The organism is Citrobacter sp. LJND-P06, assembly GCF_058188415.1.
The window spans coordinates 4428177-4449648 of the sequence record NZ_CP187317.1 but is presented as its reverse complement, the minus strand read 5'-3'; the positions used below and the strand labels follow the sequence as shown (position 1 = coordinate 4449648).

Genomic DNA, 21472 nt, shown 5'->3' with positions numbered 1-21472 from the left:
TTGATAATCATTTTCAATATCATTTAATTAACTATAATGAACCAACTGCTTACGCGGCGTTAACACCCAGCCGCTCGATAATAATGGAGATGAATATGAGCTATACCCTGCCATCCCTGCCGTACGCTTACGATGCACTGGAACCGCACTTCGATAAGCAGACGATGGAAATTCACCACACCAAACACCATCAAGCCTACGTCAACAATGCCAATGCAGCGCTGGAAAGCCTGCCAGAATTCGCTGGCCTGTCTGCCGAAGAGCTGATCGCGAAACTGGATCAACTGCCAGCAGATAAGAAAACCGTACTGCGTAACAACGCGGGCGGTCACGCTAACCACAGCCTGTTCTGGAAAGGCCTGAAAATCGGCACGACCCTGCAGGGCGACCTGAAAGCCGCTATCGAACGTGACTTTGGTTCCGTTGATAACTTCAAAGCCGAGTTTGAGAAAGCCGCTGCCACCCGCTTTGGTTCTGGCTGGGCGTGGCTGGTGCTGAAAGGCGACAAACTGGCCGTGGTATCTACTGCGAACCAGGATTCCCCGCTGATGGGTGAAGCTGTCTCTGGCGCATCTGGCTTCCCGATCGTCGGTCTGGACGTGTGGGAACACGCTTACTACCTGAAATTCCAGAACCGCCGTCCGGACTACATTAAAGAGTTCTGGAACGTGGTGAACTGGGACGAAGCAGCCGCGCGTTTCGCCGCGAAAAAATAAGTCTGATTGTTGCCTGATGGCGGTAATGCCATCAGGCTGCATGACTTAACCTTTTGTTAAGAACACCTCATCAATCGTTCGGCAGTCTTTCTCACCCAGCTCACCGCCTGCATTGCGTGAAACCCCGGTGCAATAACCAAATTTACGTGATACCACGGTTTTAATCGTGGTGACAAAATCCTCACCGATGGCGTAAATGGACATATAGGTGCCGATCTTGTCTTGAATTTCACGCAACTTTTGCAAATCGCCCTGTTTAAACGCCTCACGCGCATCGACAAAAAGCTCAGGCATCACGTTGTTTAAGCCAGAAATGATCCCTGCGCCGCCTGCCATCAGGTTAGGGAGGTAATACTCGTCATAGCCGGAGAGGACGGCAAAGTCATCGCGCACGGCGCGGGTGGTCTGGATCATGCTGCGGGTGTGAGACTGGCAATCGACGGTATCCTTAATACCGGCAAAATGGGGGAACTCGGCAGCGAGCGTTGCGACCAGCTCAGGGGTTAAATCGCAGCCGGTGCGTGCCGGGAAATTGTAGGCGAACCATTTTCCGCGTAATGCGCCGCCAAGTTTGCGGAAATAGCTCAGGAGCTGTTTTGTTGTTTGTCCGTAATAGTACGGCGGCAATACCATCACCGCATCGTAACCCGCTTTGTCGGCTTCCTGTGCCATCTGTAAAACGTCGCTCATACAGGTGGAAGAGACGTTGGCGACCATCTTCAGGGAGCTCATTGATCGGGCTTCCCGGATCAGCATCAGCCGTTCTTCAAGGCTAAAAGAGGCAAATTCACCGATGCTGCCCATCAGCAAAATAACATCGATTTTGGCGTCGGTAAGGCGCTTGAGGTGATGCTTCAGACCTGAGAGATCGACGTTTCCATCATTATCCATCGGCGTAATGGAGGGACACCAGACACCAGCAAATTGCGATTGTACTGTCACGTTGTTGACTCCTGTTATGAAATGGCGTTTTAAAATCATCCTAATTGATAGCATGTCTGGCCATTCATCGTGTGAATCCGGCTCTCATTTTGAGCGCTGAGGTAAAATAAATATGCTCTAATGAGGATTATTTAGCGGGGAGAGGGAACAGATGCGATATCCAGTCGAGGTGTTTACAGGCAAGGTTCTGGACTATACGGGAAGCCGCCCCAGCGCCATTGCGAAGATTCAGGTGGATGGCGAACTGATGCTGACGGAACGGGGTCTGGAGGGTGATGAGCAGGCGGAGGCGAAAATCCACGGTGGGCCCGATCGCGCACTGTGTCATTACCCGCGGGAGCATTATCTGCACTGGGCCCGGGAATTCCCGGAACAGGCGGATCGGTTTGTCGCGCCCGCGTTTGGTGAAAACCTCTCAACCGACGGTCTGACTGAACAGAATGTCTATATTGGCGATATCTTCCAGTGGGGAGAGACGCTGATTCAGGTGACGCAACCGCGTTCGCCCTGCTTCAAACTCAATCACCATTTCGGCATCAGCGACATGGCAAGCCAGATGCAAAACGCCGGTAAAACGGGCTGGTTGTACAGCGTTATTGCGGCCGGGAAAGTCTCGGCGGATGCGCCGCTGGTTCTGGTGTCGCGCGTCAGTGACGTCACGGTGCAGGAGGCCATTGCGATTGCCTGGCATATGCCGTTTGATGATGCGCAGTATCACCGTTTGTTGTCGGCGGCAGGGTTATCAAAAAGCTGGACAAGAACGATGCAGAAGCGGCGCTTAAGCGGCAAGATCGAAGACAATTCGCGTCGTTTGTGGGGAAAATAAGCGCCGCCATCTGGCAACGGAAAAAATGCCTGATGGCGCTACGCTTATCAGGCCTACCGTTCGTGGGGATTTGTAGGCCGGATAAGGCGTTTACGCCGCCATCCGGCACAATCCGTTACGAACGTTTATACAACGGTAGCCAGATAACCAGCCGTAAACCGCCCAGTGGGCTGTCTTCCGCTTTGACCCAGCCACGGTGCTGCTGAATGGCGGTTTCCACAATCGCCAGACCCAGGCCGGTTCCGCCGGATTCGCGATCGCGCGCCTCGTCGGTACGGTAGAAGGGGCGGAAAATCTGTTCCCGATCTTCCGGGCTGACGCCTGGACCATCGTCGTCCACGGTAATCGTGATCCCGTCTTTGTCCACCGCGAAGCCGACTTCAATCTTCGTGTGTGAATAGCGCAGGGCGTTACGGACAATATTCTCCAGCGCACTTTCCAGCGCATTCGGGTTGCCATAGAGTGGCCACGGCCCCGGCGGGAAATTCACCGTCAACGATTTGCCCATCTGCTCGGCTTCGAAGGCGGCGTTATCCAGCACATCGCCCCACAGATGATTGGCTTTCATCGTTTCACTGACCAGCGCGTTTTTCTGCTGATTACGCGACATCACTAACAGGTCGTTGATCATGCTGTCGAGTCGGTGCGCTTCGGTTTCAATCCGCTCAAGCTCTTTACTCTCGCCGCTACGGCGACGCAGCAGGGCGGTGCCGAGTTGCAGGCGCGTCAGCGGGGTTCTCAGTTCGTGAGAGATGTCCGACAGCAGACGCTGTTGCGTGGTCATCATTCGCTCGAGCGCAGTCACCATTTGGTTAAAGCTGGCGCCAGCCGCGAGAAATTCCTGCGGGCCTGCTTCCAGTTCTGGATGTTGTCGTAAGTTACCCTGCGCCACTTCATCCGCCGCGTTTTTGAGCTTACGCGCCGGTTTCGCCAGGCTCCAGGCCAACCAGAGAAGCAGCGGGGTGCTGACCAGCATCGTCACAATCAGCAACAGCAGAGGGCGGTCAAACAGCAGATTAATAAAATCGGATTGCGAACTGCTGGCTGGGCGGATCAGATAGAGTTGGTAGTTATCTTCTCCATCTCTGACGGAGAACGGTCCCACCATCTCAACGCGACCATATTTTTTCTTCTGCGGATGATCGGCGTTATCCGCCTGACCAATAAAGTTACGAATGATCTGCATTTCGTTGCGTTCTGCGCCGATCACGCGTCCTTCAGTGGTGACAAGCAATAACCGCTGTCCAGGCGGCGCCCACTTGTCAATCGCCCGGAACAAGCGACGCCACCACATCAGGTCATTGGGTGGATCGTTCGCGAGTTCAGCTTCAACGTGTTGCTCAATCATCAACCCCTGGCGCTGTTCGCTGTCCAGTAGCTCGGTCATCTGGCGTGAGTCGAGCTTGGGTAACATCAGAACCAACATCAACACCAGTGCCAGCGTCAACCAGAAGATAGCAAAGATGCGGGCGGTAAGGCTCCCTATCATGAAGCGGAAACCATCAGATAGCCGCGACCGCGCAGGGTTTTAAACCACGGATGTCCATCTTTGCGTTCCGGCAGCTTGCGGCGCAGGTTCGAGATATGCATATCAATCGCGCGGTCAAATGGCGTCAGGCGTTTGCCCAGCACTTCCTGGCTTAAATGTTCACGCGAAACCACCTGGCCGAGATGCTGAGCCAGCAAATAGAGCAGGGTGAATTCGGTGCCGGTTAACTCCAGGGTTTGACCATCAAAGCTGGCTTCCTGGCGACCCGGATTGAGACTTAAGGCATCCACTTCCAGCGTTGGCGAGCCGTTGTCGCTGCTTTGCTGTTGTTCGCTCCAGTGGGAACGGCGCAGGATAGCGCGGATGCGCGCGACCAGTTCGCGGTCATTAAACGGTTTGGGTAAATAGTCGTCCGCGCCCAGCTCGAGGCCAAGTACGCGATCCAGTTCGCTGCCGCGCGCGGTCAGCATGATTACGGGGGTTTGGTGTGTCTGGCGAAGCGCTTTCAATGTATCGATACCGTTTTTCTTCGGCATCATGACATCGAGCAAAAGTAAATCAATGCTGTCGTCCAGAAGTTCAAGCGCCTGCTCCCCGTCATGGGCAACCAGCACATCGAAGCCTTCCATTTCGAGCAACTCCTTTAACAGGGAAGTCAGCTCTCGGTCATCATCAACTAATAGGATTTTATTCATTATTTAAATACCTCCGAGGCAGAAATTACGTCATCAGGAGTCGCGAATCTATGACTTTACGTTGTTTTACACCCCCTGACGCATGTTTGCAGCCCGAATCGTAAACTGTCTCTCGTTGAATCGCGACAGAAAAGATTTTGGGAGCAAGTGATGCGCAAAGTTACCGCTGCCGTCATGGCCTCAACGCTGGCACTCAGTTCTTTAAGCCACGCTGCTGAAGTCGTTACAGGCGATAACTGGCACCAGGGCGAAGGATCTACGCAGCGCAGTACGCAGAGCCATATGTTTGACGGCATAAGTTTAACCGAACATCAGCGTCAACAGATGAGAGATCTGATGCAGCAGGCAAGACACGAACAGCCTCCTGTTAATGTTAGCGAAGTGGAGACAATGCATCGCCTTGTCACCGCAGAAAAATTTGATGAAAGCGCTGTGCGCGCTCAGGCAGAAAAAATGGCACAAGAACAGGTTGCCCGCCAGGTCGAAATGGCCAGGGTTCGCAACCAGATGTATCGCCTGTTAACGCCGGAGCAGCAAGCGGTTTTAAATGAGAAACATCAGCAACGAATGGAGCAGTTGCGCGACGTGGCGCAATGGCAAAAAGGCTCATCGTTGAATTTATTGAGTAGTAGCAACTCACGTTCCCAGTAACAAACCCTGTTTTCCTTGCCATAGACACCATCCCTGTCTTCCCCCACATGATGTGGGGGTTTTTTTTGCCCTCATTTTGTCATCCGGTTATTGACTGACTGTTTTACGCCATCCGTTATACTACCGTCATGTCCTGGCAGGAGTATTTATGAATCAAACCTATGGACGGCTGGTAAGCCGGGCGGCAATCGCTGCGACAGTGATGGCGTCGTTGCTACTTTTAATCAAGATTTTTGCATGGTGGTACACCGGGTCGGTGAGTATTCTGGCGGCGCTGGTGGACTCGCTGGTGGATATCGCCGCGTCGTTAACGAATCTTTTGGTGGTGCGCTATTCGCTGCAACCCGCAGACGATGAACATACTTTCGGGCACGGCAAGGCCGAATCGTTGGCGGCGCTGGCGCAAAGTATGTTTATTTCGGGCTCTGCGCTGTTTTTATTTTTGACCGGCATCCAACACCTTATCCAACCCACGCCGATGAAAGATCCCGGCGTTGGCGTCGTGGTGACGGTTATCGCACTGGTCTGCACGATTATTCTGGTCACGTTTCAGCGCTGGGTCGTGCGCAGGACGCAAAGTCAGGCTGTGCGGGCAGATATGCTTCATTATCAGTCTGATGTTATGATGAACGGAGCGATTCTTGTAGCGCTTGGCCTCGCCTGGTATGGCTGGCATCGCGCAGACGCCTTGTTTGCGTTGGGAATCGGCATCTATATTCTATATAGCGCGTTACGAATGGGATATGAGGCGGTGCAATCGTTGTTGGATCGCGCATTGCCCGACAACGAACGTCAGGAAATTATTGGAATCGTGACATCATGGCCTGGCGTCAGCGGCGCTCACGATCTTCGCACACGGCAGTCAGGGCCGACTCGCTTTATTCAGATTCATTTGGAAATGGAAGATCATCTGCCTCTCGTTCAGGCCCATGTGGTGGCTGAACAGGTAGAGCAGGCGATTTTGCGGCGTTTTCCGGGCTCAGATGTCATTATCCATCAGGACCCGTGTTCCGTCGTACCCAGGGAAGGTAAAAGGTTTGAGCTTTCGTAATTCGTTGTAAAAAAAGTGAACCAGGCCAGCATTTTGTGTATAAATTACCGCCGTTTGGCCTGACCTGAATCAATTCAGCAGGAAGTGGTTGCTATACTATCTGCATAGGCGTTGGGTCGTGTCGATATGCAGAATCGGCTTCCGGCAACAGATTTCATTTTGCATTCCAAAGTTCAGAGGTAGTCATGATTAAGAAAATCGGTGTGTTGACAAGCGGCGGTGATGCGCCGGGCATGAACGCAGCAATCCGTGGCGTTGTGCGCGCAGCGTTGACGGAAGGGCTGGAAGTAATGGGCATTTATGACGGCTACCTGGGTCTGTATGAAGACCGTATGGTTCAGCTTGACCGTTACAGCGTGTCCGACATGATCAACCGTGGCGGCACCTTCCTCGGTTCCGCGCGTTTCCCGGAATTCCGCGATGAAAATGTGCGTGCAGTGGCTATCGAAAACCTGAAAAAACGGGGTATTGACGCGCTGGTGGTGATCGGCGGTGACGGTTCGTACATGGGTGCAAAACGCCTGACTGAAATGGGTTTCCCATGTATTGGTCTGCCAGGCACTATCGACAACGACATCAAAGGCACCGACTACACCATTGGTTACTTTACGGCGCTGGGGACGGTGGTTGAAGCGATTGACCGTCTGCGTGATACCTCCTCCTCTCACCAACGTATCTCTATCGTTGAAGTGATGGGGCGTTATTGTGGCGATCTGACCCTGGCGGCAGCGATCGCGGGCGGTTGTGAGTTTGTGGTGGTGCCGGAAGTGGAATTCAGCCGTGAAGATCTGGTCGCTGAAATCAAAGCCGGTATTGCGAAAGGCAAAAAACACGCCATCGTCGCTATCACTGAACACATGTGCGACGTTGACGAACTGGCGCATTTCATCGAGAAAGAAACCAAACGTGAAACCCGTGCAACCGTGCTGGGACACATTCAGCGTGGCGGTTCTCCGGTGCCTTACGACCGTATTCTGGCGTCCCGTATGGGGGCGTATGCCATTGAATTGCTCCAGGAAGGTTTCGGCGGTCGTTGCGTGGGTATTCAGAACGAACAACTGGTTCACCACGACATCATCGACGCTATCGAAAATATGAAGCGTCCATTCAAAGGTGACTGGCTGGACTGCGCGAAGAAACTGTACTGATCGCAGTTGCGGCTTATCCGGCCTACAAATGCAGTATGTAGGCCTGATAAGCGTAGCGCCATCAGGCATAAAGGCGGAGTGAATCCCGCCTTTTTTACGTTCATTCATATTCCCCGTAGTTATAGCAAATCTTTTTTTATTCTTTAATGTTTGAATTTCTTTCTGGCACGCTCTGATCATCACAACACAGCATAAGAGAGTTGGGCGATGAACAAATGGAGTGTGGGATTAACGTTGTTGCTGGCATCCACCAGCGTTCTGGCGAAGGATATTCAATTACTTAACGTTTCGTATGATCCAACGCGTGAGTTGTACGAGCAGTACAACAAAGCGTTTAGCGCACACTGGAAACAGCAAACGGGTGATAATGTGGTGACCCGCCAGTCGCATGGTGGTTCCGGTAAGCAAGCGACCTCCGTGATTAACGGCATTGAGGCGGATGTGGTGACCCTGGCGCTGGCCTACGATGTAGACGCCATTGCGGAACGTGGTCGTATTGATAAAAACTGGATCAAACGTCTGCCGGACAACTCTGCGCCTTACACCTCCACCATCGTCTTCCTGGTTCGCAAAGGGAATCCAAAGCAAATTCATGACTGGAACGATCTGGTAAAACCTGGCGTATCCGTCATTACGCCGAACCCGAAGAGCTCAGGCGGCGCACGCTGGAATTATCTGGCGGCGTGGGGTTATGCCCTGCACCACAACAACAACGACCAGGCGAAAGCCCAGGATTTCGTGAAGGCGCTGTTTAAGAATGTGGAAGTCCTCGATTCCGGCGCTCGTGGTTCCACCAACACCTTCGTAGAACGCGGGATTGGTGATGTCCTGATTGCCTGGGAGAACGAAGCGCTGCTGGCAACCCATGAACTCGGTAAAGACAAATTTGAGATTGTGACCCCGAGCGAGTCCATTCTGGCGGAACCGACCGTTTCGGTCGTCGATAAAGTGGCTGAGAAAAAAGGCACGACCGAGGTGGCGCAAGCCTATCTGAAGTACCTCTATTCGCCGGAAGGCCAGGAGATCGCAGCGAAAAACTACTATCGCCCGCGCAATCCTGATGTGGCGAAGAAATATGAAAGCGCCTTTCCGAAATTGAAACTCTTCACCATTGATGAGGCGTTCGGCGGCTGGACAAAAGCGCAAAAAGAGCACTTTGCAAACGGCGGAACCTTCGACCAAATCAGCAAACGCTAAGCCTTTCTATGACTCTCTGGCCCGGTAGCGCGACGCTATCGGGCTTTTTTATTTGTCATCATTTTGCGTTACTCTTGCACGTCAATGAGATACAGGAAACGCACAATGAAAAAAACAGGCTATCTTTCACTGGCGATTGTCGTCATCGCCGCCGCAACGGGTGTCGGCTACTGGAAGTTTTCAGGAAACCCGGATGCGCTACGGGAGAAAGTTCTGGAACAGTGCGTGCCAAATCAGCGCCAGCATCACAATCCGGCGCCCTGTACAGAAGTGACGCCGGAGGCCGGTTATGTGGTGTTTAAAGACAGAAATGGCCCTCTGCAATATCTGTTAATGCCAACTTACCGCATTAACGGCACGGAAAGTCCCTTATTGATGGAACCGTTTACCCCCAATTTCTTCTGGCTGGCCTGGCAGGCGCGTAGCTTTATGAGTCAAAAGTACGGACAGGAGATTCCTGACAGCGCCGTTTCATTAGCAATCAACTCACGCACCGGACGGACGCAAAACCATTTCCACATCCATATCTCCTGTTTGCGTAAGGACGTTAGAGCGCAACTTGATGACAATATGGCAAAAATTGGCACTCGCTGGTTGCCGCTCGCGGGTGGAATACGCGGGCACGAGTATCTGGCCCGTCGGGTCACCGAGAACGAACTGGCGCAACGCAGTCCCTTTATGATGCTGGCAGAAGAGGTGCCGGAAGCGCGCGATCATATGGGTAGCTACGCGCTGGCGATGGTACGCCAAAGCGATGACGCCTTTGTCTTGCTGGCGACGCAGCGCAATCTGTTGGCGTTCAACCTGGCGTCTGCTGAGGAAATTCAGGATCATCAATGTGATATTCTGAAGTAACCCACCATATCTGGCGTTTACTCTATCAGCCTGTCCCCGTATCCTTGTTGAAAAAAACAACAGGAGACAGGCATGTCACTCTGGTTTTCGCACCCTTTGTTCATCCCTTCACTGCTTGTCGGTCTTACCATTCTGCTCTGGGCGACGTCTCTGCTGCCGGAATTTATTACGGCGTTGTTGTTTTTTACCATTGCGATGGTGGCAAAGATTGCGCCGCCGGACGTTATCTTCGGCGGCTTTGCTTCTTCGGCATTCTGGCTGGTATTTAGCGGATTTGTATTGGGGATTGCGATCCGTAAAACGGGGCTGGCTGACCGGGCGGCGAGGGCATTGTCGGCAAGGCTAACCGACTCCTGGCCGTTGATGGTGGCGAGTGTAGTACTACTCAGTTATGCACTGGCGTTTGTTATGCCTTCCAACATGGGGCGTATCGCATTGCTGATGCCGATTGTGGCGGCGATGGCAAAACGCGCCGGAATTGCTGAGAATACGCGCGCCTGGTACGGTCTGGCGCTGGCGGTGGGTTTTGGCACCTTCCAGCTTTCTGCCACGATCCTCCCTGCTAACGTGCCTAACCTTGTCATGAGCGGCGCAACAGAAGGTTCGTATGGCATCCATTTGAATTATTTGCCGTATTTGTTGCTTCACACCCCCGTTCTCGGCTGGCTTAAAGGGGCGGCGCTGGTTCTCCTGATTTGCTGGCTGTTCCCGGGTAAGCCCCAGGTGTCAGACGATACCTCATCGCCTGCGCCCATGAGTCGCGATGAAAAGCGATTATCCTGGATGCTGGCAGTGGTGCTGGTGATGTGGGTCAGTGAAACCTGGCATGGCATTGGCCCGGCGTGGACTGGGCTGGCGGCGGCAGTCATTACCCTGTTACCGCGCGTAGGCTTTATCAATGGCGAGGAGTTTTCCAGTGGCGTGAATATCCGCACGTGCATCTATGTGGCGGGTATTCTGGGACTGGCAATTACCGTGACGCATACCGGGATTGGTAGCGCGGTCGGAGAGGCGCTGTTGCAGATTATGCCGCTGAACGCAGAAAACCCCTTCACCAACTTTGTCACGCTGACCGGGATCACCACCGTCCTCAACTTTATCATGACCGCCAATGGCGTTCCGGCGTTGTATACCACGCTGGCAGAGAGTTTTTCTGATGCGACCGGGTTCCCGTTGCTTTCGGTCATTATGATCCAGGTGCTGGGTTATTCCACGCCGCTACTGCCGTATCAGGCATCGCCGATTGTCGTGGCGATGGCGTTAGGGAAAGTACCGGCCAGAGCAGGGATGTTGCTGTGTCTGGCGCTGGCGCTGGTCACCTGGATGGTGTTGCTGCCGCTGGATTATCTGTGGTTTAGCGTGCTGGGAAAATTGTAACTGCGCAGCGTCACAAACCCGATATATTTTGAGCGGTCACCCCTTCTGTTTTGTGATGTAGCTGATTGTTTTATCAGCATAAATATCGGTTAATAGCCGTGAACACCCTCGTTCAGAGAAATTCAAGGATCAACTCATGGACCGGTTAACCCCCATTCGTCTCTGGCCTGCATTTCTTTCGGTTTTCATTACCCTGATGTTGTGGTTTGCTGTCCCCAACCCTTCCGGTGTGACGCCTGAAGCCTGGCATTTACTGGCATTATTTATAGGTACTATCGCGGCTATTATCGGTAAAGCCCTGCCTATTGGCGCTATCGCAATCATTGCGATTATGCTGGTGGCAATGACGGGCGTGACCAATCCAGGTAAACCCTCTGCGGCGCTTAATGATGCGCTGAGCGGCTTTTCTAACCAATTGATCTGGTTGATTGGTTTGTCGATTATGCTCTCGCAAAGTTTGTTGAAAACGGGGCTGGGGGCGCGTATCGGCTATGGATTTATCGCGTTGTTTGGTAAACGTACGCTGGGTATCGCCTGGGCATTGACGCTGGCTGAAACATTGATTGCGCCAGTGACCCCCAGTAACACCGCGCGCGGTGGCGGTATCATCCATCCGGTCATGCGTGCTATCGCGGAAAGCCTGGGGTCGCAACCGGGGAACAGCGAAAATGGCTCGACGGGCCGTTACCTGGCGCTGGTAAACTACAATATTAACCCCATCAGTTCGGCGATGTTTATCACCGCCACAGCACCTAACCCCCTGATTGTGAGCTTTTTAACCAAAGGCACCGAGGGGGTTTTGAACATGACCTGGGGGATGTGGGCGATTGCCGCGCTGCTCCCTGCGGTGGTGTCACTGGTGCTGATGCCGCTCGTCATCTGGTGGCTTTATCCTCCTGCCATTACCCGCACGCCGAATGCGCCGCAGTTCGCGCGACAAAAGCTGGAATCGCTTGGGCCGTTGTCGCTTGCCGAGAAAATTACGCTCGCCGTTTTTGCTCTGCTGCTGTGTTTGTGGGCGGGGATCCCGGCGCTCATTATGGGGAGTGGCTGGACAGTTAACCCAACCAGCGCCGCCTTAATTGGGCTCTCCATATTGCTTATCTCCGGGGTATTGAGCTGGGATGACATTCTTAAATGTCGCGGCGCCTGGGATACCGTCGTGTGGTTTGCGGCACTGGTGATGATGGCTGAATTTCTCAGCAAGCTGGGTCTGGTGAGTTGGTTAGCCGTGAGTGTGGGGAATACTATCGATCAGCTCGGCGTGCACTGGGGCGTCGCCACACTGTTACTGGTTCTGCTCTATGTTTACTCTCACTACTTTTTTGCCAGTACGACCGCGCATATTACGGCGATGTTTGCGGCGTTCTTCGCCGCAGGATTAGCGCTGGGCGCACCGCCTGCATTGCTGGGCTTAATGCTCGCTTTTTCCTCATCGCTGATGATGTCGTTAACGCATTATGGTACGGGCACCGCGCCAATCATATTTGGCTCGGGATACGTCACACTTGCGGAATGGTGGAAAACGGGACTGGTGATGAGCGTGGTAAACCTGACCGTCTGGGGGATTGTCGGTGCGGTCTGGTGGCGCTGGCTGGGATACTGGTAAATAACAAAGTGGCGGTAGATGACTCATCTACCGCCACCACAGCAATTACGCCTGTTTAGCCGCTTCTGCTGCTTTGACGATCACGGCGAAAGCATCAGCTTTCAGTGATGCGCCGCCAACCAGCGCGCCGTCGATGTCCGGCTGAGCGAACAGTTCTGCTGCGTTGGACGCGTTTACAGAACCGCCGTACTGGATGATAACCTGCTGTGCGATTGCTGCGTCAGCTTTAGCAATGTGGTCACGGATGAATTTGTGAACAGCCTGAGCCTGTGCCGGAGTCGCAGATTTGCCTGTACCGATCGCCCATACCGGTTCGTAAGCGATAACCACGCCTTCGAATGCGCTCGCGCCCTGCGTTTTCAGCACGGCGTCAATCTGACGTGCGCACACTTCTTCCGTTTTGCCTGCTTCGTTTTCTGCTTCGGTTTCACCGATGCACAGAACCGGGATCAGACCTTGCTCTTTCAGAACCGCGAATTTCTTAGCGATCAGTTCATCAGACTCTTTGTGATAAGTACGACGCTCTGAGTGACCGATGATGATGTACTTAGCACCGATATCTTTCAGCATTTCTGCTGAAGTTTCACCCGTGAACGCGCCAGACAGGTTCAGGTCAACGTTCTGCGCGCCCAGCATGATGTGGCTACCCGCTGCAGCGTGATTCGCCAGGTCGATATACATTTCCGGCGGCGCGATAGCAACGCCACAGCCCGCAACGCCAGCCAGCTCTTTGCGCAGGTTAGCAATCAGCTCGTTTACCATGTGGCGGCTGCCGTTCAGTTTCCAGTTACCCATCACTAAAGGATGTCGCATTTCAATTCTCCACGCTTTATCAGCGAATTAAGGAATATGGCCGCCCTTCAGGGCAGCATGGTCTGTGAAACAGTATAGAGATTCGTCGCTGGAAAGGCTTTGCTTTTTGTCATTTATTCGCCCCTTCCAGACCTTCAGATAGTGCCAGCTTAATCGGTTCAACAGCGAAGGTCAGTCCCTTTTCGCCGTTATCTGCGACAACATAGCGAATTGCGCCTTCGGTTTCAGCGTAGTAGCGCTTATTCTTGCCTGCAATAAGCAACCGCTGGAGTTTTTTCTGGCTTTGTTCCTTCGTCAGTAATGGCGCGACGCTACGAATGACGGCCGCCATATACTCCAGCGCTTTCGTCCTTGCCGCTTTTTGCTCAGGCCCTTGAATGGGGAGCCAGGTTATCTGCATACTTTTGATTTTTAACGTGCCGCGCTCGAGCGCCGTGGAGGCGTACAGGTTTTCGTTGATCTTGCTGGCGGCGCGCGTCAGATTGGCTTTGTCCCGACTGCTGTCGATAGCGCGAAATTCGTTCAGTGAAAGCTTAGGGTTTTGGCTGTTAAAGTTTTCGCGAAACTGGCTTATCGAGAGATCGAATGTCGGGGCGCCAGCCAGCAGATACGGCGCCGTCGTCGTCGAGGATTCTTCTGCCTGCACCGTTGTGCTTACGGAAATCACAGAAAACAATAGTAAAAACAGCGTACATCCTGGCTTCATCAATCTTACCTTTCGTTATGGCTGCTCACGATTAAAACGATAACTGTCTGGCTTGTCAAAAGGGTAAACTATGGGGCAGGGCAATAATAAAGGAACTTACATGACCATACAGCAGTGGTTATTCTCATTTAAAGGGCGTATCGGACGCCGTGACTTCTGGATTTGGATCGGGCTGTGGATTGTTGGCATGGTAGTTCTGTTCACTCTGGCCAGTAAACAATGGCTTGAGATTAAAACGGCGGCGTTTGCTCTGGTCTGTATGCTCTGGCCTACGGCGGCGATAACGGTAAAACGCCTGCATGACAGAGGGCGTTCAGGTCTGTGGGCGCTACTGATGATTCTGGCGTGGATGCTGCTGGCGGGCAACTGGGTGATGCTGCCGGGAGTGTGGCAGTGGGTCGTCGGACGTTTTGTCCCAACGGTTATCCTGGTCATGATGCTGGTAGACCTGGGCGCATTTGTCGGCACCCAGGGTGAGAATAAATTTGGCAACGATACGCAGGATGTGAAGTACAAGGCGTGATGTATCGCGTTGCCGAATGGCGGCATAAAAGGAGCCATTCGGCAAAAAATTACCAGTAGTGTTCTGCGGTCATATGGCCCGGTCGGCGGCGCAGGTGTTTGGTCATTTGCCGGGTTTCTTTCAGCAATTGCTGCGTGTCACGAACCATCTGCGGGTTACCGCAAAGCATGATGTGGCTGGTTTCTTTATCCATCGGCAGGCCAACCGCTTTTTCCAGCTCACCGCTTTCAATCAGCGCCGGTATACGCCCGGTTAGCGAACCCGCGATAGTTTCCCGGCTTACCACTGTTTGAATTCGTAATTTGCCTTCGTAGCGTGCTTGTAGCGCCAGCATGAGCGGCAAATAGCTTAAGTCGGCGGCGTAGCGCGCGGCATGCACCAGCACCAGATTTTTAAAACGATCGACGTCTTTACCCTGTTGCAGAATTGACAGGTAAGGGCCAATTGCCGTTCCCGTCGCCAGCATCCACAGCGTGTCGCAGTCGGGAACCTCATCCAGCACAAAAAAGCCTGCGGCTTCACTGACGACCTGGACGTCATCGCCGGGTTTCAGCGCTGCCAGACGTGGGCTCAGTTTACCGTCGGGAACGATAACCAGGTAAAATTCCAGGTCGGGGCTTTCGGGCGCGTTGACATAGGAATAGGCGCGCTGGACGCGCTCGCCGTCAATCTCCAGCCCGAGTTTGGTAAATTGACCCGCCGTGAAGGGATGAACCGGGGCGTGAACGGTCAGACTCAACAGCGCCTCAGTCCAGTACTGCACTTTAGTCACTTTGCCTGTTACCCACTCTGCCATGGTCTTCTCCTGTTCCTGTCAATAGTCCTATCTTCGTTCGTTGGTCGAAAGATTTCCAGCCCATATGGGCCGGAAGGCTCTATTGATCAAATGATACGTCATCTTTCACGCGGCCTCTTGGTTGGCGGTACTCGCGAAACCCAGTCACAGCGTTATCTCTGCGCCTGGGATTTTGCACGCTTGCCGCCACGACGTAACGTGAAGGAATTTGGTGTCAGATTTTAAAGGATATGCGCCTGTACGTCCGGGTCTTTGCGATCGAGGTAATGAATTGACTGGATGCGGCGAATGGTGCGTGATTTCCCGCGGATCAGCAGCGTTTCGGTGGTGGCGATGTTGCCTTTACGGCTGATCCCCTCCAGCAGGTCACCTTTGGTTATCCCGGTTGCGGAGAAGATGACGTTGTCGCTGCGCGCCATTTCGTCCAGACGCAGCGCTTTACCCGCTTCAATGCCCATGGCCTTGCAGCGCGCCAGTTCCTGCTCGCCAATGCGACGATTGTCTTCGCTGTCACCTTTGACATCATGACGTGCCAGCAGGCGGCCCTGCATATCGCCATCCAGCGCGCGGATCACGGCGGCAGACACAACACCTTCCGGCGCGCCGCCAATCCCGTACAGTACGTCGACTTCGCTGTCTGGCATACAGGTAAGAATAGAGGCGGCAACGTCGCCGTCAGGAATCGCAAATACGCGCACGCCCAGGGTCTGCATCTCTGCGATCACCTCATCATGGCGTGGTTTCGCCAGAATGGTGACGGTCAGTTCGCTCAGCGGTTTGTTGAGTGCTTTTGCCACGTTATTCAGGTTTTCCGCCAGCGGCAGGTTGATATCGATAGACCCTTTTGCGCCTGGACCCACGATCAGCTTTTCCATGTACATATCCGGCGCGTTCAGGAAGCAGCCCTTGTCGCCGACGGCCAGAACCGCCAGTGCGTTAGCCTGACCCATCGCCGTCATACGGGTGCCTTCGATAGGATCGACAGCAATGTCTACCGCGTCGCCGTCTCCGGTACCGACCTTTTCGCCGATAAACAGCATTGGCGCTTCATCGATCTCGCCTTCGCCGATGACAATCGTCCCGTCAATATTGACCTGGTTGAGCATAATGCGCATGGCGTTAACGGCCGCGCCGTCAGCAGTATTTTTATCGCCGCGCCCCAACCATTTGTAGCCAGCCAGCGCAGCCGCTTCGGTCACGCGGGAAAATTCGATGGCAAGTTCTCGTCTCATAGCAAACTCGTAGCAGAAAGAAATTGCGCGAAGTGTAGCACAGGGGAAGGGAGGGGATTATTGATGTATATGCGTGTGCAGCGTTGCCCCACGCGAAGGTTTTGCCGGACGGCGAAGCCGCCATCCGGCATGACAACATTACTCTTCGTGATCTTCCCACGCCAGGGCGCGTTTGACCGCTTTCTTCCAGCCGCTGTAACGGTAATTACGCTCGGTGGTTTCGATACCTGGGCGGAATTCACGTTCGATGACCGCTTTTTCCTGTAGCTCATCCAGATTTTGCCAGAAACCGACTGCCAGACCGGCCAGATAGGCGGCACCCAGCGCGGTGACTTCGCGTACTTCCGGGCGCTCAACGCGAGTGCCGAGAATGTCTGACTGGAACTGCATCAGGAAGTTGTTGGCAACAGCGCCGCCGTCCACGCGCAGGGCGTGCAGACGAATACCGGAGTCAGCCTGCATCGCTTCCAGCACGTCACGCGTCTGATAGGCAATGGATTCCAGGGTAGCACGGATGATGTGGTTAGAGTTCACGCCACGGGTCAGGCCAAAGATAGCGCCACGCGCATACGGGTCCCAGTAAGGGGCGCCCAGACCGGTAAAGGCCGGTACGACATACACGCCGTTGGTATCTTTCACTTTAGTCGCAAAGTATTCGGAGTCGAACGCGTCGCTGATGAGTTTCATCTCGTCGCGCAGCCACTGAATAGACGCGCCTGCCATGAACACGGCACCTTCCAGGGCATAGTTCACTTCGCCTGTCGGGCCGCAGGCAATGGTCGTTAGCAGACCGTTTTCGGATTTAACGGCTTTCTCTCCGGTATTCATCAGCATAAAGCAGCCGGTACCGTAGGTGTTTTTCGCCATCCCTTCTTTTACGCACAGTTGGCCGAACAGCGCGGCCTGCTGGTCACCTGCGATACCCGCGATGGGAATACGCGTGCCACCTTTACCGCCAATGTTCGTCTGGCCGTACACTTCAGAAGAGCGACGGACTTCCGGCAGCATGGCGCGCGGAATGTCCAGCGCGTCCAGCATCTTGTCATCCCAGTCCAGCGTGTGGATGTTGAACAGCATGGTACGTGAGGCGTTGGTGTAATCCGTCACGTGAACGCGTCCCTGAGTCATTTTCCAGATGAGCCAGGTATCCACGGTGCCAAACAGCAGTTCGCCGCGACGAGCGCGCTCACGTGAGCCTTCTACGTGATCGAGGATCCATTTCACTTTGGTGCCAGAGAAGTACGGGTCAATCACCAGACCGGTATTGTTGCGAACATACTCTTCCATGCCATCGCGCTTCAGGCGCTCGCAAATGTCGGCGGTACGACGACACTGCCAGACAATTGCGTTGTAGATTGGTTTACCGGTTTCACGTTCCCAGACGATAGTGGTTTCACGCTGGTTAGTGATACCGATGGCCGCAATCTGATCGGAATTGATGTCTGCTTTCGCCAGCACTTCTACCAGCGTAGAGCTTTGGGTGGCCCAGATTTCCATTGGGTCATGTTCTACCCAGCCCGCTTTTGGATAGATTTGCTCAAATTCGCGTTGCGAAACACTTATGATATTTGCATCGTGGTCCATTACGACCGCGCGAGAACTGGTAGTGCCCTGGTCGAGCGCAACAATATATTTTTTCTCAGTCATCATTTTTTCCCGTAGTCACATTACAGCGAAGCTTTTTGTTGTGAAGTTGTCGTGGCGTCTTTCTCTTCCACGACACAGGTATCGCAAGGTAAATGGCGGCCAATCAACTTGCGATAAGCGAACGCACCCAAAATGGCGCCCGCAATAGGGCCGAACAGCGGCACCAGGAAGTAAGGGATGTCTTTGCCACCGGTAAAGGCAATATTGCCCCAACCCGCGAGCCAGGCGAAAGCTTTCGGGCCGATGTCACGTGCCGGGTTCATCGCGAATCCGGTCAATGGGCCCATTGATGCACCGATAACCGCAATCAGTAAACCGATGAGCAGTGGCGCCAGCGGGCCGCGAGGCACACCGTTACCGTCATCAGTCAGTGCCAGAATGACCCCCATCAGAATAGCGGTAATCACCATTTCAACCGCGAAGGCCTGCACAAAATTGATATGTGGGTTTGGATAAGTAGAGAAAGTCCCTGCCAGATTGAGACTTTCGACGCTGCCACGCACGATATGATTCGTTTGTTCAAAGTCGGCAAAAAGATTGTAGTAAAGCCCGTAAACCAACGCCGCCGCGCAAAAAGCACCGGCAAATTGAGAAACGATGAAAGGGACGACTTTGCGCTTGTCAAAACACGCGAACAGCCACAGTGCGATGGTCACCGCTGGATTCAGATGTGCGCCAGAAACACCTGCGGTCAGGTAGATAGCCATCGCTACACCCAGACCCCAGATAACGCTGATTTCCCACTGACCAAAAGTAGCCCCGGCCACTTTGAGTGCAGCGACACACCCCACACCGAAGAAAATCAACAACCCGGTACCGAGGAATTCAGCAATGCACTGGCCTTTTAAGGTTGATGTTTGACTCATAATCGGATCCTGAAGAGAGATTAATGTTTATTGTATGCGAGGAGGTCACTGACATCCGCGATGCCCTGTAGGCACGCTGTTAATTTAGCGTTAACGCGCAAAAGCGAGAAATATCGAAATTAAAATGTGTGTACTGCGTCAACAAAATGAGCGTTATCGCGCCATGAAGCGCATTTTGAGACAAAGCAAGAGTGTGAGCTGAATCATTTCATTAACCAATATGTTAACACTTTAACGATATTGAATTGATGTCACCAGGACAAAGATGAAAAGTGTTGCAAACCGCGATCTGCGCGGTATGCCGCTGGACAGCGGCGACGGGGCTTCATACAATCGGCACTATATGTTGTGCGCGTTTACATTAAAGCGTCGCCTTGCAATTCAGGAGAGGTATGACCATGTCATTAGAAGTGTTTGAGAAACTGGAAGCAAAAGTACAGCAGGCGATTGATACCATCACGCTGCTGCAGATGGAAATTGAAGAGCTGAAAGAAAAGAACAACAGCCTGGTACAGGATGTTCAGTCTGCACAGCACCAGCGTGAAGAACTGGAGCGCGAGAACCACAGTCTGAAAGACCAGCAGAGCGGCTGGCAGGATCGTCTGCAGGCGCTTCTCGGCCGTATGGAAGAAGTCTAATCCTCGTCATATTTCACGTTATGGCGGCGTTGGCTGCGCGTATTCACCCCAGTCACATAGTTATCTATGCTTCTGGGGATTCATTCGCTTGCCGCCTTGCCCTAACGCGAAATCTTTAGAGGATTGCGGTCAAGTTATGTAGGCCGGATAAGGCGCAAGCCGTCATCCGGCAATATCATAGCGTTACCGCGATACAACGTGAGTTTCAGGCATTCAAACCCCCATCCACGTCCAGACCCGTGCCGGAAATCTGCCCAGCCGCTGGGCTTGCCAGAAACGTCACCGCCGCTGCAACATCCTCCGGTGTACCGTAATGCCCTGTCGCAATAAGCTGTCGTTGGGAGTCCGCCTGTTCGCCATCTGCTGGGTTCATATCACTGTCCGTTGGGCCGGGATGGACAAGGTTGACGGTAATTCCCCGTGGGCCGAGATCACGAGCCAGGCCACGGGTTAGCGAGTTGAGCGCTGATTTAGTCATCGCGTAGACAGCAATCCCCGGCTGGGCGACACGGTTGGCAAGGCAACTGCCAATATTGATAATTCGCCCACCTTCAGGGAGATGTGGCAACGCGGCCTGTATGGCTACCACCACGCCACGGATATTCACGTTAATCAACGCGTCGATGTCTTCCAGTGACAGCGACTCCAGCGGGCCTCCGCGTGCGATCCCTGCGTTGTTGACCAGAATATCTAATCCTCCTAGTGACTGTATCGTGTGATTTACGGCGTTCTGAATAGCCTGAGCGTTTGCACTGTTTGCCTGAATAGCCTCGCCATGGCGGCCGAGTGCTGTAATTTCATTGGCAACGGCCTGGGCTTTCTCCGCAGATTTTTCATAGGTTATAACAACATCAGCACCGGCTTTCGCCAGCGACAGTGCAATCGCGCGCCCTAATCCACGACTGGCTCCGGTGACCAGCGCTTTTTTACCTGTCAGATCGATATGCATGATGACCCCGTGACGAGAGTGATGAGATTCATCATTAGGTATAGAGAGAGTTTTTTCTTCGTCAATGCGCTGAATGGGGGAATCGAAAGGGTGACGCGGCAAAAAAGAGGGGCTGGAGATTTCCAGAATCGAAGTAAATTGCCAGTCAGTTGTTTAACCGACTGGCATCACACCGAATTGCGGTATTTTCTTTACTCGATATCGAGGGGGTCTTCGGAGAGGATTATCCCGGTATTGTCGGCATACAGATGGTCGCCGGAAAAGAACGTCACGCCGCCAAAATTGACGCGCACATCGCTTTCCCCAATGCCTTCACCTGCGGCACCCACCGGAATGGCGGCAATCGCCTGAATACCGATGTCCAGCTCTTCCAGATCGTCTACCTGACGCACTGCGCCGTAGATGACCAGACCTTCCCATTCATTCTGTACGGCCAGACGCGCCAGTTCGGCGTCGACCAGCGCACGACGGACAGAACCACCGCCATCGACCAGCAGGATGCGTCCACGGCCGTTTTGTTCGAGCAGATCATACAGCAACCCGTTGTCCTCGAAACATTTTACCGTAATGATTTGTCCGCCAAACGACGACCGTCCTCCAAAGTTAGAGAACAGCGGTTCCACGACGTTGACATCTTCCTGGTAGATGTCACAAAGCTCGGAAGTATCGTATTTCATAGGATCAACGTTCAGTTGCTGCGAGAATTTTTAGTATATCGCGCTATGTGTACTGTTGGCAAAATCATC

22 protein-coding genes are annotated in these 21472 nt (G+C 53.4%); 11 read left to right on the top strand and 11 right to left on the bottom strand.

The genetic code is table 11. The annotated features are described in order from the left end of the window. Nucleotides 1–95: 95 nt before the first annotated feature. On the top strand, nucleotides 96–716 hold the full coding sequence (sodA, locus tag ACO7SM_RS20940; RefSeq protein WP_192613889.1) for a superoxide dismutase [Mn]: 621 nt from the start codon (nucleotides 96–98) through the stop codon (nucleotides 714–716). 45 nt (nucleotides 717–761) lie between these two features. Here the strand turns inward: sodA and ACO7SM_RS20935 are convergent, their stop codons facing one another. Next, nucleotides 762–1658, bottom strand: coding sequence for a dihydrodipicolinate synthase family protein (locus ACO7SM_RS20935; RefSeq protein ID WP_490469077.1), 897 nt, complete (start codon nucleotides 1656–1658; stop codon nucleotides 762–764). 151 nt (nucleotides 1659–1809) lie between these two features. Here ACO7SM_RS20935 and yiiM point away from each other — a divergent pair, with 151 nt between their 5' ends. Beyond that, nucleotides 1810–2484 carry a 6-hydroxyaminopurine reductase gene (yiiM, locus tag ACO7SM_RS20930; protein WP_490469076.1) on the top strand — a complete coding sequence of 225 codons (675 nt, stop codon included), beginning with the start codon at nucleotides 1810–1812 and terminating at the stop codon, nucleotides 2482–2484. A gap of 115 nt (nucleotides 2485–2599) precedes the next feature. On the opposite strand, the gene cpxA is transcribed toward yiiM, so the two are convergent. Beyond that, nucleotides 2600–3973 (bottom strand): envelope stress sensor histidine kinase CpxA, encoded by a 1374-nt coding sequence (gene cpxA / locus ACO7SM_RS20925; RefSeq protein ID WP_490469075.1) that lies wholly within the window; start codon nucleotides 3971–3973, stop codon nucleotides 2600–2602. Then, the gene (cpxR, locus tag ACO7SM_RS20920) at nucleotides 3970–4668 is read right to left on the bottom strand and encodes an envelope stress response regulator transcription factor CpxR (protein WP_038635960.1); all 699 of its coding nucleotides are present in this window, start codon (nucleotides 4666–4668) and stop codon (nucleotides 3970–3972) included. The genes cpxA and cpxR overlap by 4 nt, the downstream gene beginning before the upstream one ends. Before the next feature lie 150 nt (nucleotides 4669–4818). Between cpxR and cpxP the strand changes: the two genes are divergently transcribed. The 7 genes from cpxP (at nucleotide 4819) to ACO7SM_RS20885 (ending at nucleotide 12556) form a co-directional block, all read left to right on the top strand. Further along, a complete protein-coding gene (gene cpxP / locus ACO7SM_RS20915) occupies nucleotides 4819–5319 on the top strand; it encodes a cell-envelope stress modulator CpxP (RefSeq protein ID WP_490469074.1) in 501 nt (166 codons plus the stop codon). Nucleotides 5320–5467: 148 nt separating this feature from the next. Further along, a complete protein-coding gene (gene fieF, locus ACO7SM_RS20910; protein WP_490469073.1) occupies nucleotides 5468–6370 on the top strand; it encodes a CDF family cation-efflux transporter FieF in 903 nt (300 codons plus the stop codon). 185 nt (nucleotides 6371–6555) lie between these two features. Beyond that, nucleotides 6556–7518 carry a 6-phosphofructokinase gene (pfkA, locus tag ACO7SM_RS20905; protein ID WP_162379691.1) on the top strand — a complete coding sequence of 321 codons (963 nt, stop codon included), beginning with the start codon at nucleotides 6556–6558 and terminating at the stop codon, nucleotides 7516–7518. A gap of 207 nt (nucleotides 7519–7725) precedes the next feature. Continuing rightward, nucleotides 7726–8715, top strand: a complete 990-nt coding sequence (gene sbp / locus ACO7SM_RS20900; RefSeq protein ID WP_490469072.1) for a sulfate/thiosulfate ABC transporter substrate-binding protein Sbp — start codon at nucleotides 7726–7728, stop codon at nucleotides 8713–8715. Between the two features lie 105 nt (nucleotides 8716–8820). After that, entirely contained in the window at nucleotides 8821–9570 is a 750-nt protein-coding gene (locus ACO7SM_RS20895; protein WP_490469071.1) for a CDP-diacylglycerol diphosphatase, read from the top strand. 72 nt (nucleotides 9571–9642) lie between these two features. After that, complete coding sequence (locus ACO7SM_RS20890; RefSeq protein ID WP_490469070.1) at nucleotides 9643–10947, top strand: SLC13 family permease; 1305 nt, start codon at nucleotides 9643–9645, stop codon at nucleotides 10945–10947. Between the two features lie 136 nt (nucleotides 10948–11083). Beyond that, nucleotides 11084–12556, top strand: coding sequence for a DASS family sodium-coupled anion symporter (locus ACO7SM_RS20885; RefSeq protein WP_490469069.1), 1473 nt, complete (start codon nucleotides 11084–11086; stop codon nucleotides 12554–12556). 45 nt (nucleotides 12557–12601) lie between these two features. On the opposite strand, the gene tpiA is transcribed toward ACO7SM_RS20885, so the two are convergent. Together tpiA and ACO7SM_RS20875 are read right to left on the bottom strand one after the other, a co-directional pair. Beyond that, a complete protein-coding gene (gene tpiA / locus ACO7SM_RS20880) occupies nucleotides 12602–13369 on the bottom strand; it encodes a triose-phosphate isomerase (protein WP_490469068.1) in 768 nt (255 codons plus the stop codon). Nucleotides 13370–13478: 109 nt separating this feature from the next. Then, on the bottom strand, nucleotides 13479–14075 hold the full coding sequence (locus tag ACO7SM_RS20875; protein WP_490469067.1) for a YiiQ family protein: 597 nt from the start codon (nucleotides 14073–14075) through the stop codon (nucleotides 13479–13481). Between the two features lie 100 nt (nucleotides 14076–14175). Here ACO7SM_RS20875 and ACO7SM_RS20870 point away from each other — a divergent pair, with 100 nt between their 5' ends. After that, nucleotides 14176–14598, top strand: a complete 423-nt coding sequence (locus tag ACO7SM_RS20870; RefSeq protein WP_490469066.1) for a DUF805 domain-containing protein — start codon at nucleotides 14176–14178, stop codon at nucleotides 14596–14598. Nucleotides 14599–14647: 49 nt separating this feature from the next. Here ACO7SM_RS20870 and fpr read toward each other — a convergent pair whose 3' ends face one another. The 4 genes from fpr to ACO7SM_RS20850 all read right to left on the bottom strand — a co-directional run bounded on the left by fpr (nucleotide 14648) and on the right by ACO7SM_RS20850 (nucleotide 19139). Next, complete coding sequence (fpr, locus tag ACO7SM_RS20865) at nucleotides 14648–15394, bottom strand: ferredoxin--NADP(+) reductase (RefSeq protein WP_490469065.1); 747 nt, start codon at nucleotides 15392–15394, stop codon at nucleotides 14648–14650. Between the two features lie 221 nt (nucleotides 15395–15615). After that, on the bottom strand, nucleotides 15616–16626 hold the full coding sequence (glpX, locus tag ACO7SM_RS20860; protein WP_490469064.1) for a class II fructose-bisphosphatase: 1011 nt from the start codon (nucleotides 16624–16626) through the stop codon (nucleotides 15616–15618). Between the two features lie 138 nt (nucleotides 16627–16764). Further along, nucleotides 16765–18273 carry a glycerol kinase GlpK gene (gene glpK, locus ACO7SM_RS20855; protein WP_203361346.1) on the bottom strand — a complete coding sequence of 503 codons (1509 nt, stop codon included), beginning with the start codon at nucleotides 18271–18273 and terminating at the stop codon, nucleotides 16765–16767. Between the two features lie 20 nt (nucleotides 18274–18293). After that, nucleotides 18294–19139: an MIP/aquaporin family protein gene (locus ACO7SM_RS20850; protein ID WP_490469063.1), complete on the bottom strand. Its 846-nt coding sequence runs from the start codon at nucleotides 19137–19139 to the stop codon at nucleotides 18294–18296. A gap of 392 nt (nucleotides 19140–19531) precedes the next feature. Between ACO7SM_RS20850 and zapB the strand changes: the two genes are divergently transcribed. Beyond that, complete coding sequence (zapB, locus tag ACO7SM_RS20845; RefSeq protein ID WP_490469062.1) at nucleotides 19532–19777, top strand: septal ring assembly protein ZapB; 246 nt, start codon at nucleotides 19532–19534, stop codon at nucleotides 19775–19777. A gap of 205 nt (nucleotides 19778–19982) precedes the next feature. On the opposite strand, the gene ACO7SM_RS20840 is transcribed toward zapB, so the two are convergent. Beyond that, nucleotides 19983–20726: an SDR family NAD(P)-dependent oxidoreductase gene (locus ACO7SM_RS20840; RefSeq protein ID WP_046493430.1), complete on the bottom strand. Its 744-nt coding sequence runs from the start codon at nucleotides 20724–20726 to the stop codon at nucleotides 19983–19985. A gap of 191 nt (nucleotides 20727–20917) precedes the next feature. Next, entirely contained in the window at nucleotides 20918–21403 is a 486-nt protein-coding gene (rraA, locus tag ACO7SM_RS20835; protein ID WP_103779966.1) for a ribonuclease E activity regulator RraA, read from the bottom strand. Nucleotides 21404–21472: the final 69 nt, after the last annotated feature.

Excerpts from the sequence above, each read along its gene's own strand:
- ACO7SM_RS20870 (WP_490469066.1), top strand. The coding sequence starts at position 14,176 with ATGACCATACAGCAGTGGTTATTCTCATTTAAAGGGCGTATCGGACGC.
- cpxR (WP_038635960.1), bottom strand. The coding sequence starts at position 4,668 with ATGAATAAAATCCTATTAGTTGATGATGACCGAGAGCTGACTTCCCTG.
- fpr (WP_490469065.1), bottom strand. The coding sequence starts at position 15,394 with ATGGCAGAGTGGGTAACAGGCAAAGTGACTAAAGTGCAGTACTGGACT.
- ACO7SM_RS20840 (WP_046493430.1), bottom strand. The coding sequence starts at position 20,726 with ATGCATATCGATCTGACAGGTAAAAAAGCGCTGGTCACCGGAGCCAGT.
- yiiM (WP_490469076.1), top strand. The coding sequence starts at position 1,810 with ATGCGATATCCAGTCGAGGTGTTTACAGGCAAGGTTCTGGACTATACG.
- glpK (WP_203361346.1), bottom strand. The coding sequence starts at position 18,273 with ATGACTGAGAAAAAATATATTGTTGCGCTCGACCAGGGCACTACCAGT.
- glpX (WP_490469064.1), bottom strand. The coding sequence starts at position 16,626 with ATGAGACGAGAACTTGCCATCGAATTTTCCCGCGTGACCGAAGCGGCT.
- ACO7SM_RS20890 (WP_490469070.1), top strand. The coding sequence starts at position 9,643 with ATGTCACTCTGGTTTTCGCACCCTTTGTTCATCCCTTCACTGCTTGTC.
- cpxP (WP_490469074.1), top strand. The coding sequence starts at position 4,819 with ATGCGCAAAGTTACCGCTGCCGTCATGGCCTCAACGCTGGCACTCAGT.
- ACO7SM_RS20875 (WP_490469067.1), bottom strand. The coding sequence starts at position 14,075 with ATGAAGCCAGGATGTACGCTGTTTTTACTATTGTTTTCTGTGATTTCC.
- ACO7SM_RS20885 (WP_490469069.1), top strand. The coding sequence starts at position 11,084 with ATGGACCGGTTAACCCCCATTCGTCTCTGGCCTGCATTTCTTTCGGTT.
- ACO7SM_RS20850 (WP_490469063.1), bottom strand. The coding sequence starts at position 19,139 with ATGAGTCAAACATCAACCTTAAAAGGCCAGTGCATTGCTGAATTCCTC.
- ACO7SM_RS20895 (WP_490469071.1), top strand. The coding sequence starts at position 8,821 with ATGAAAAAAACAGGCTATCTTTCACTGGCGATTGTCGTCATCGCCGCC.
- sbp (WP_490469072.1), top strand. The coding sequence starts at position 7,726 with ATGAACAAATGGAGTGTGGGATTAACGTTGTTGCTGGCATCCACCAGC.
- rraA (WP_103779966.1), bottom strand. The coding sequence starts at position 21,403 with ATGAAATACGATACTTCCGAGCTTTGTGACATCTACCAGGAAGATGTC.
- cpxA (WP_490469075.1), bottom strand. The coding sequence starts at position 3,973 with ATGATAGGGAGCCTTACCGCCCGCATCTTTGCTATCTTCTGGTTGACG.
- sodA (WP_192613889.1), top strand. The coding sequence starts at position 96 with ATGAGCTATACCCTGCCATCCCTGCCGTACGCTTACGATGCACTGGAA.
- zapB (WP_490469062.1), top strand. The coding sequence starts at position 19,532 with ATGACCATGTCATTAGAAGTGTTTGAGAAACTGGAAGCAAAAGTACAG.
- tpiA (WP_490469068.1), bottom strand. The coding sequence starts at position 13,369 with ATGCGACATCCTTTAGTGATGGGTAACTGGAAACTGAACGGCAGCCGC.
- pfkA (WP_162379691.1), top strand. The coding sequence starts at position 6,556 with ATGATTAAGAAAATCGGTGTGTTGACAAGCGGCGGTGATGCGCCGGGC.
- fieF (WP_490469073.1), top strand. The coding sequence starts at position 5,468 with ATGAATCAAACCTATGGACGGCTGGTAAGCCGGGCGGCAATCGCTGCG.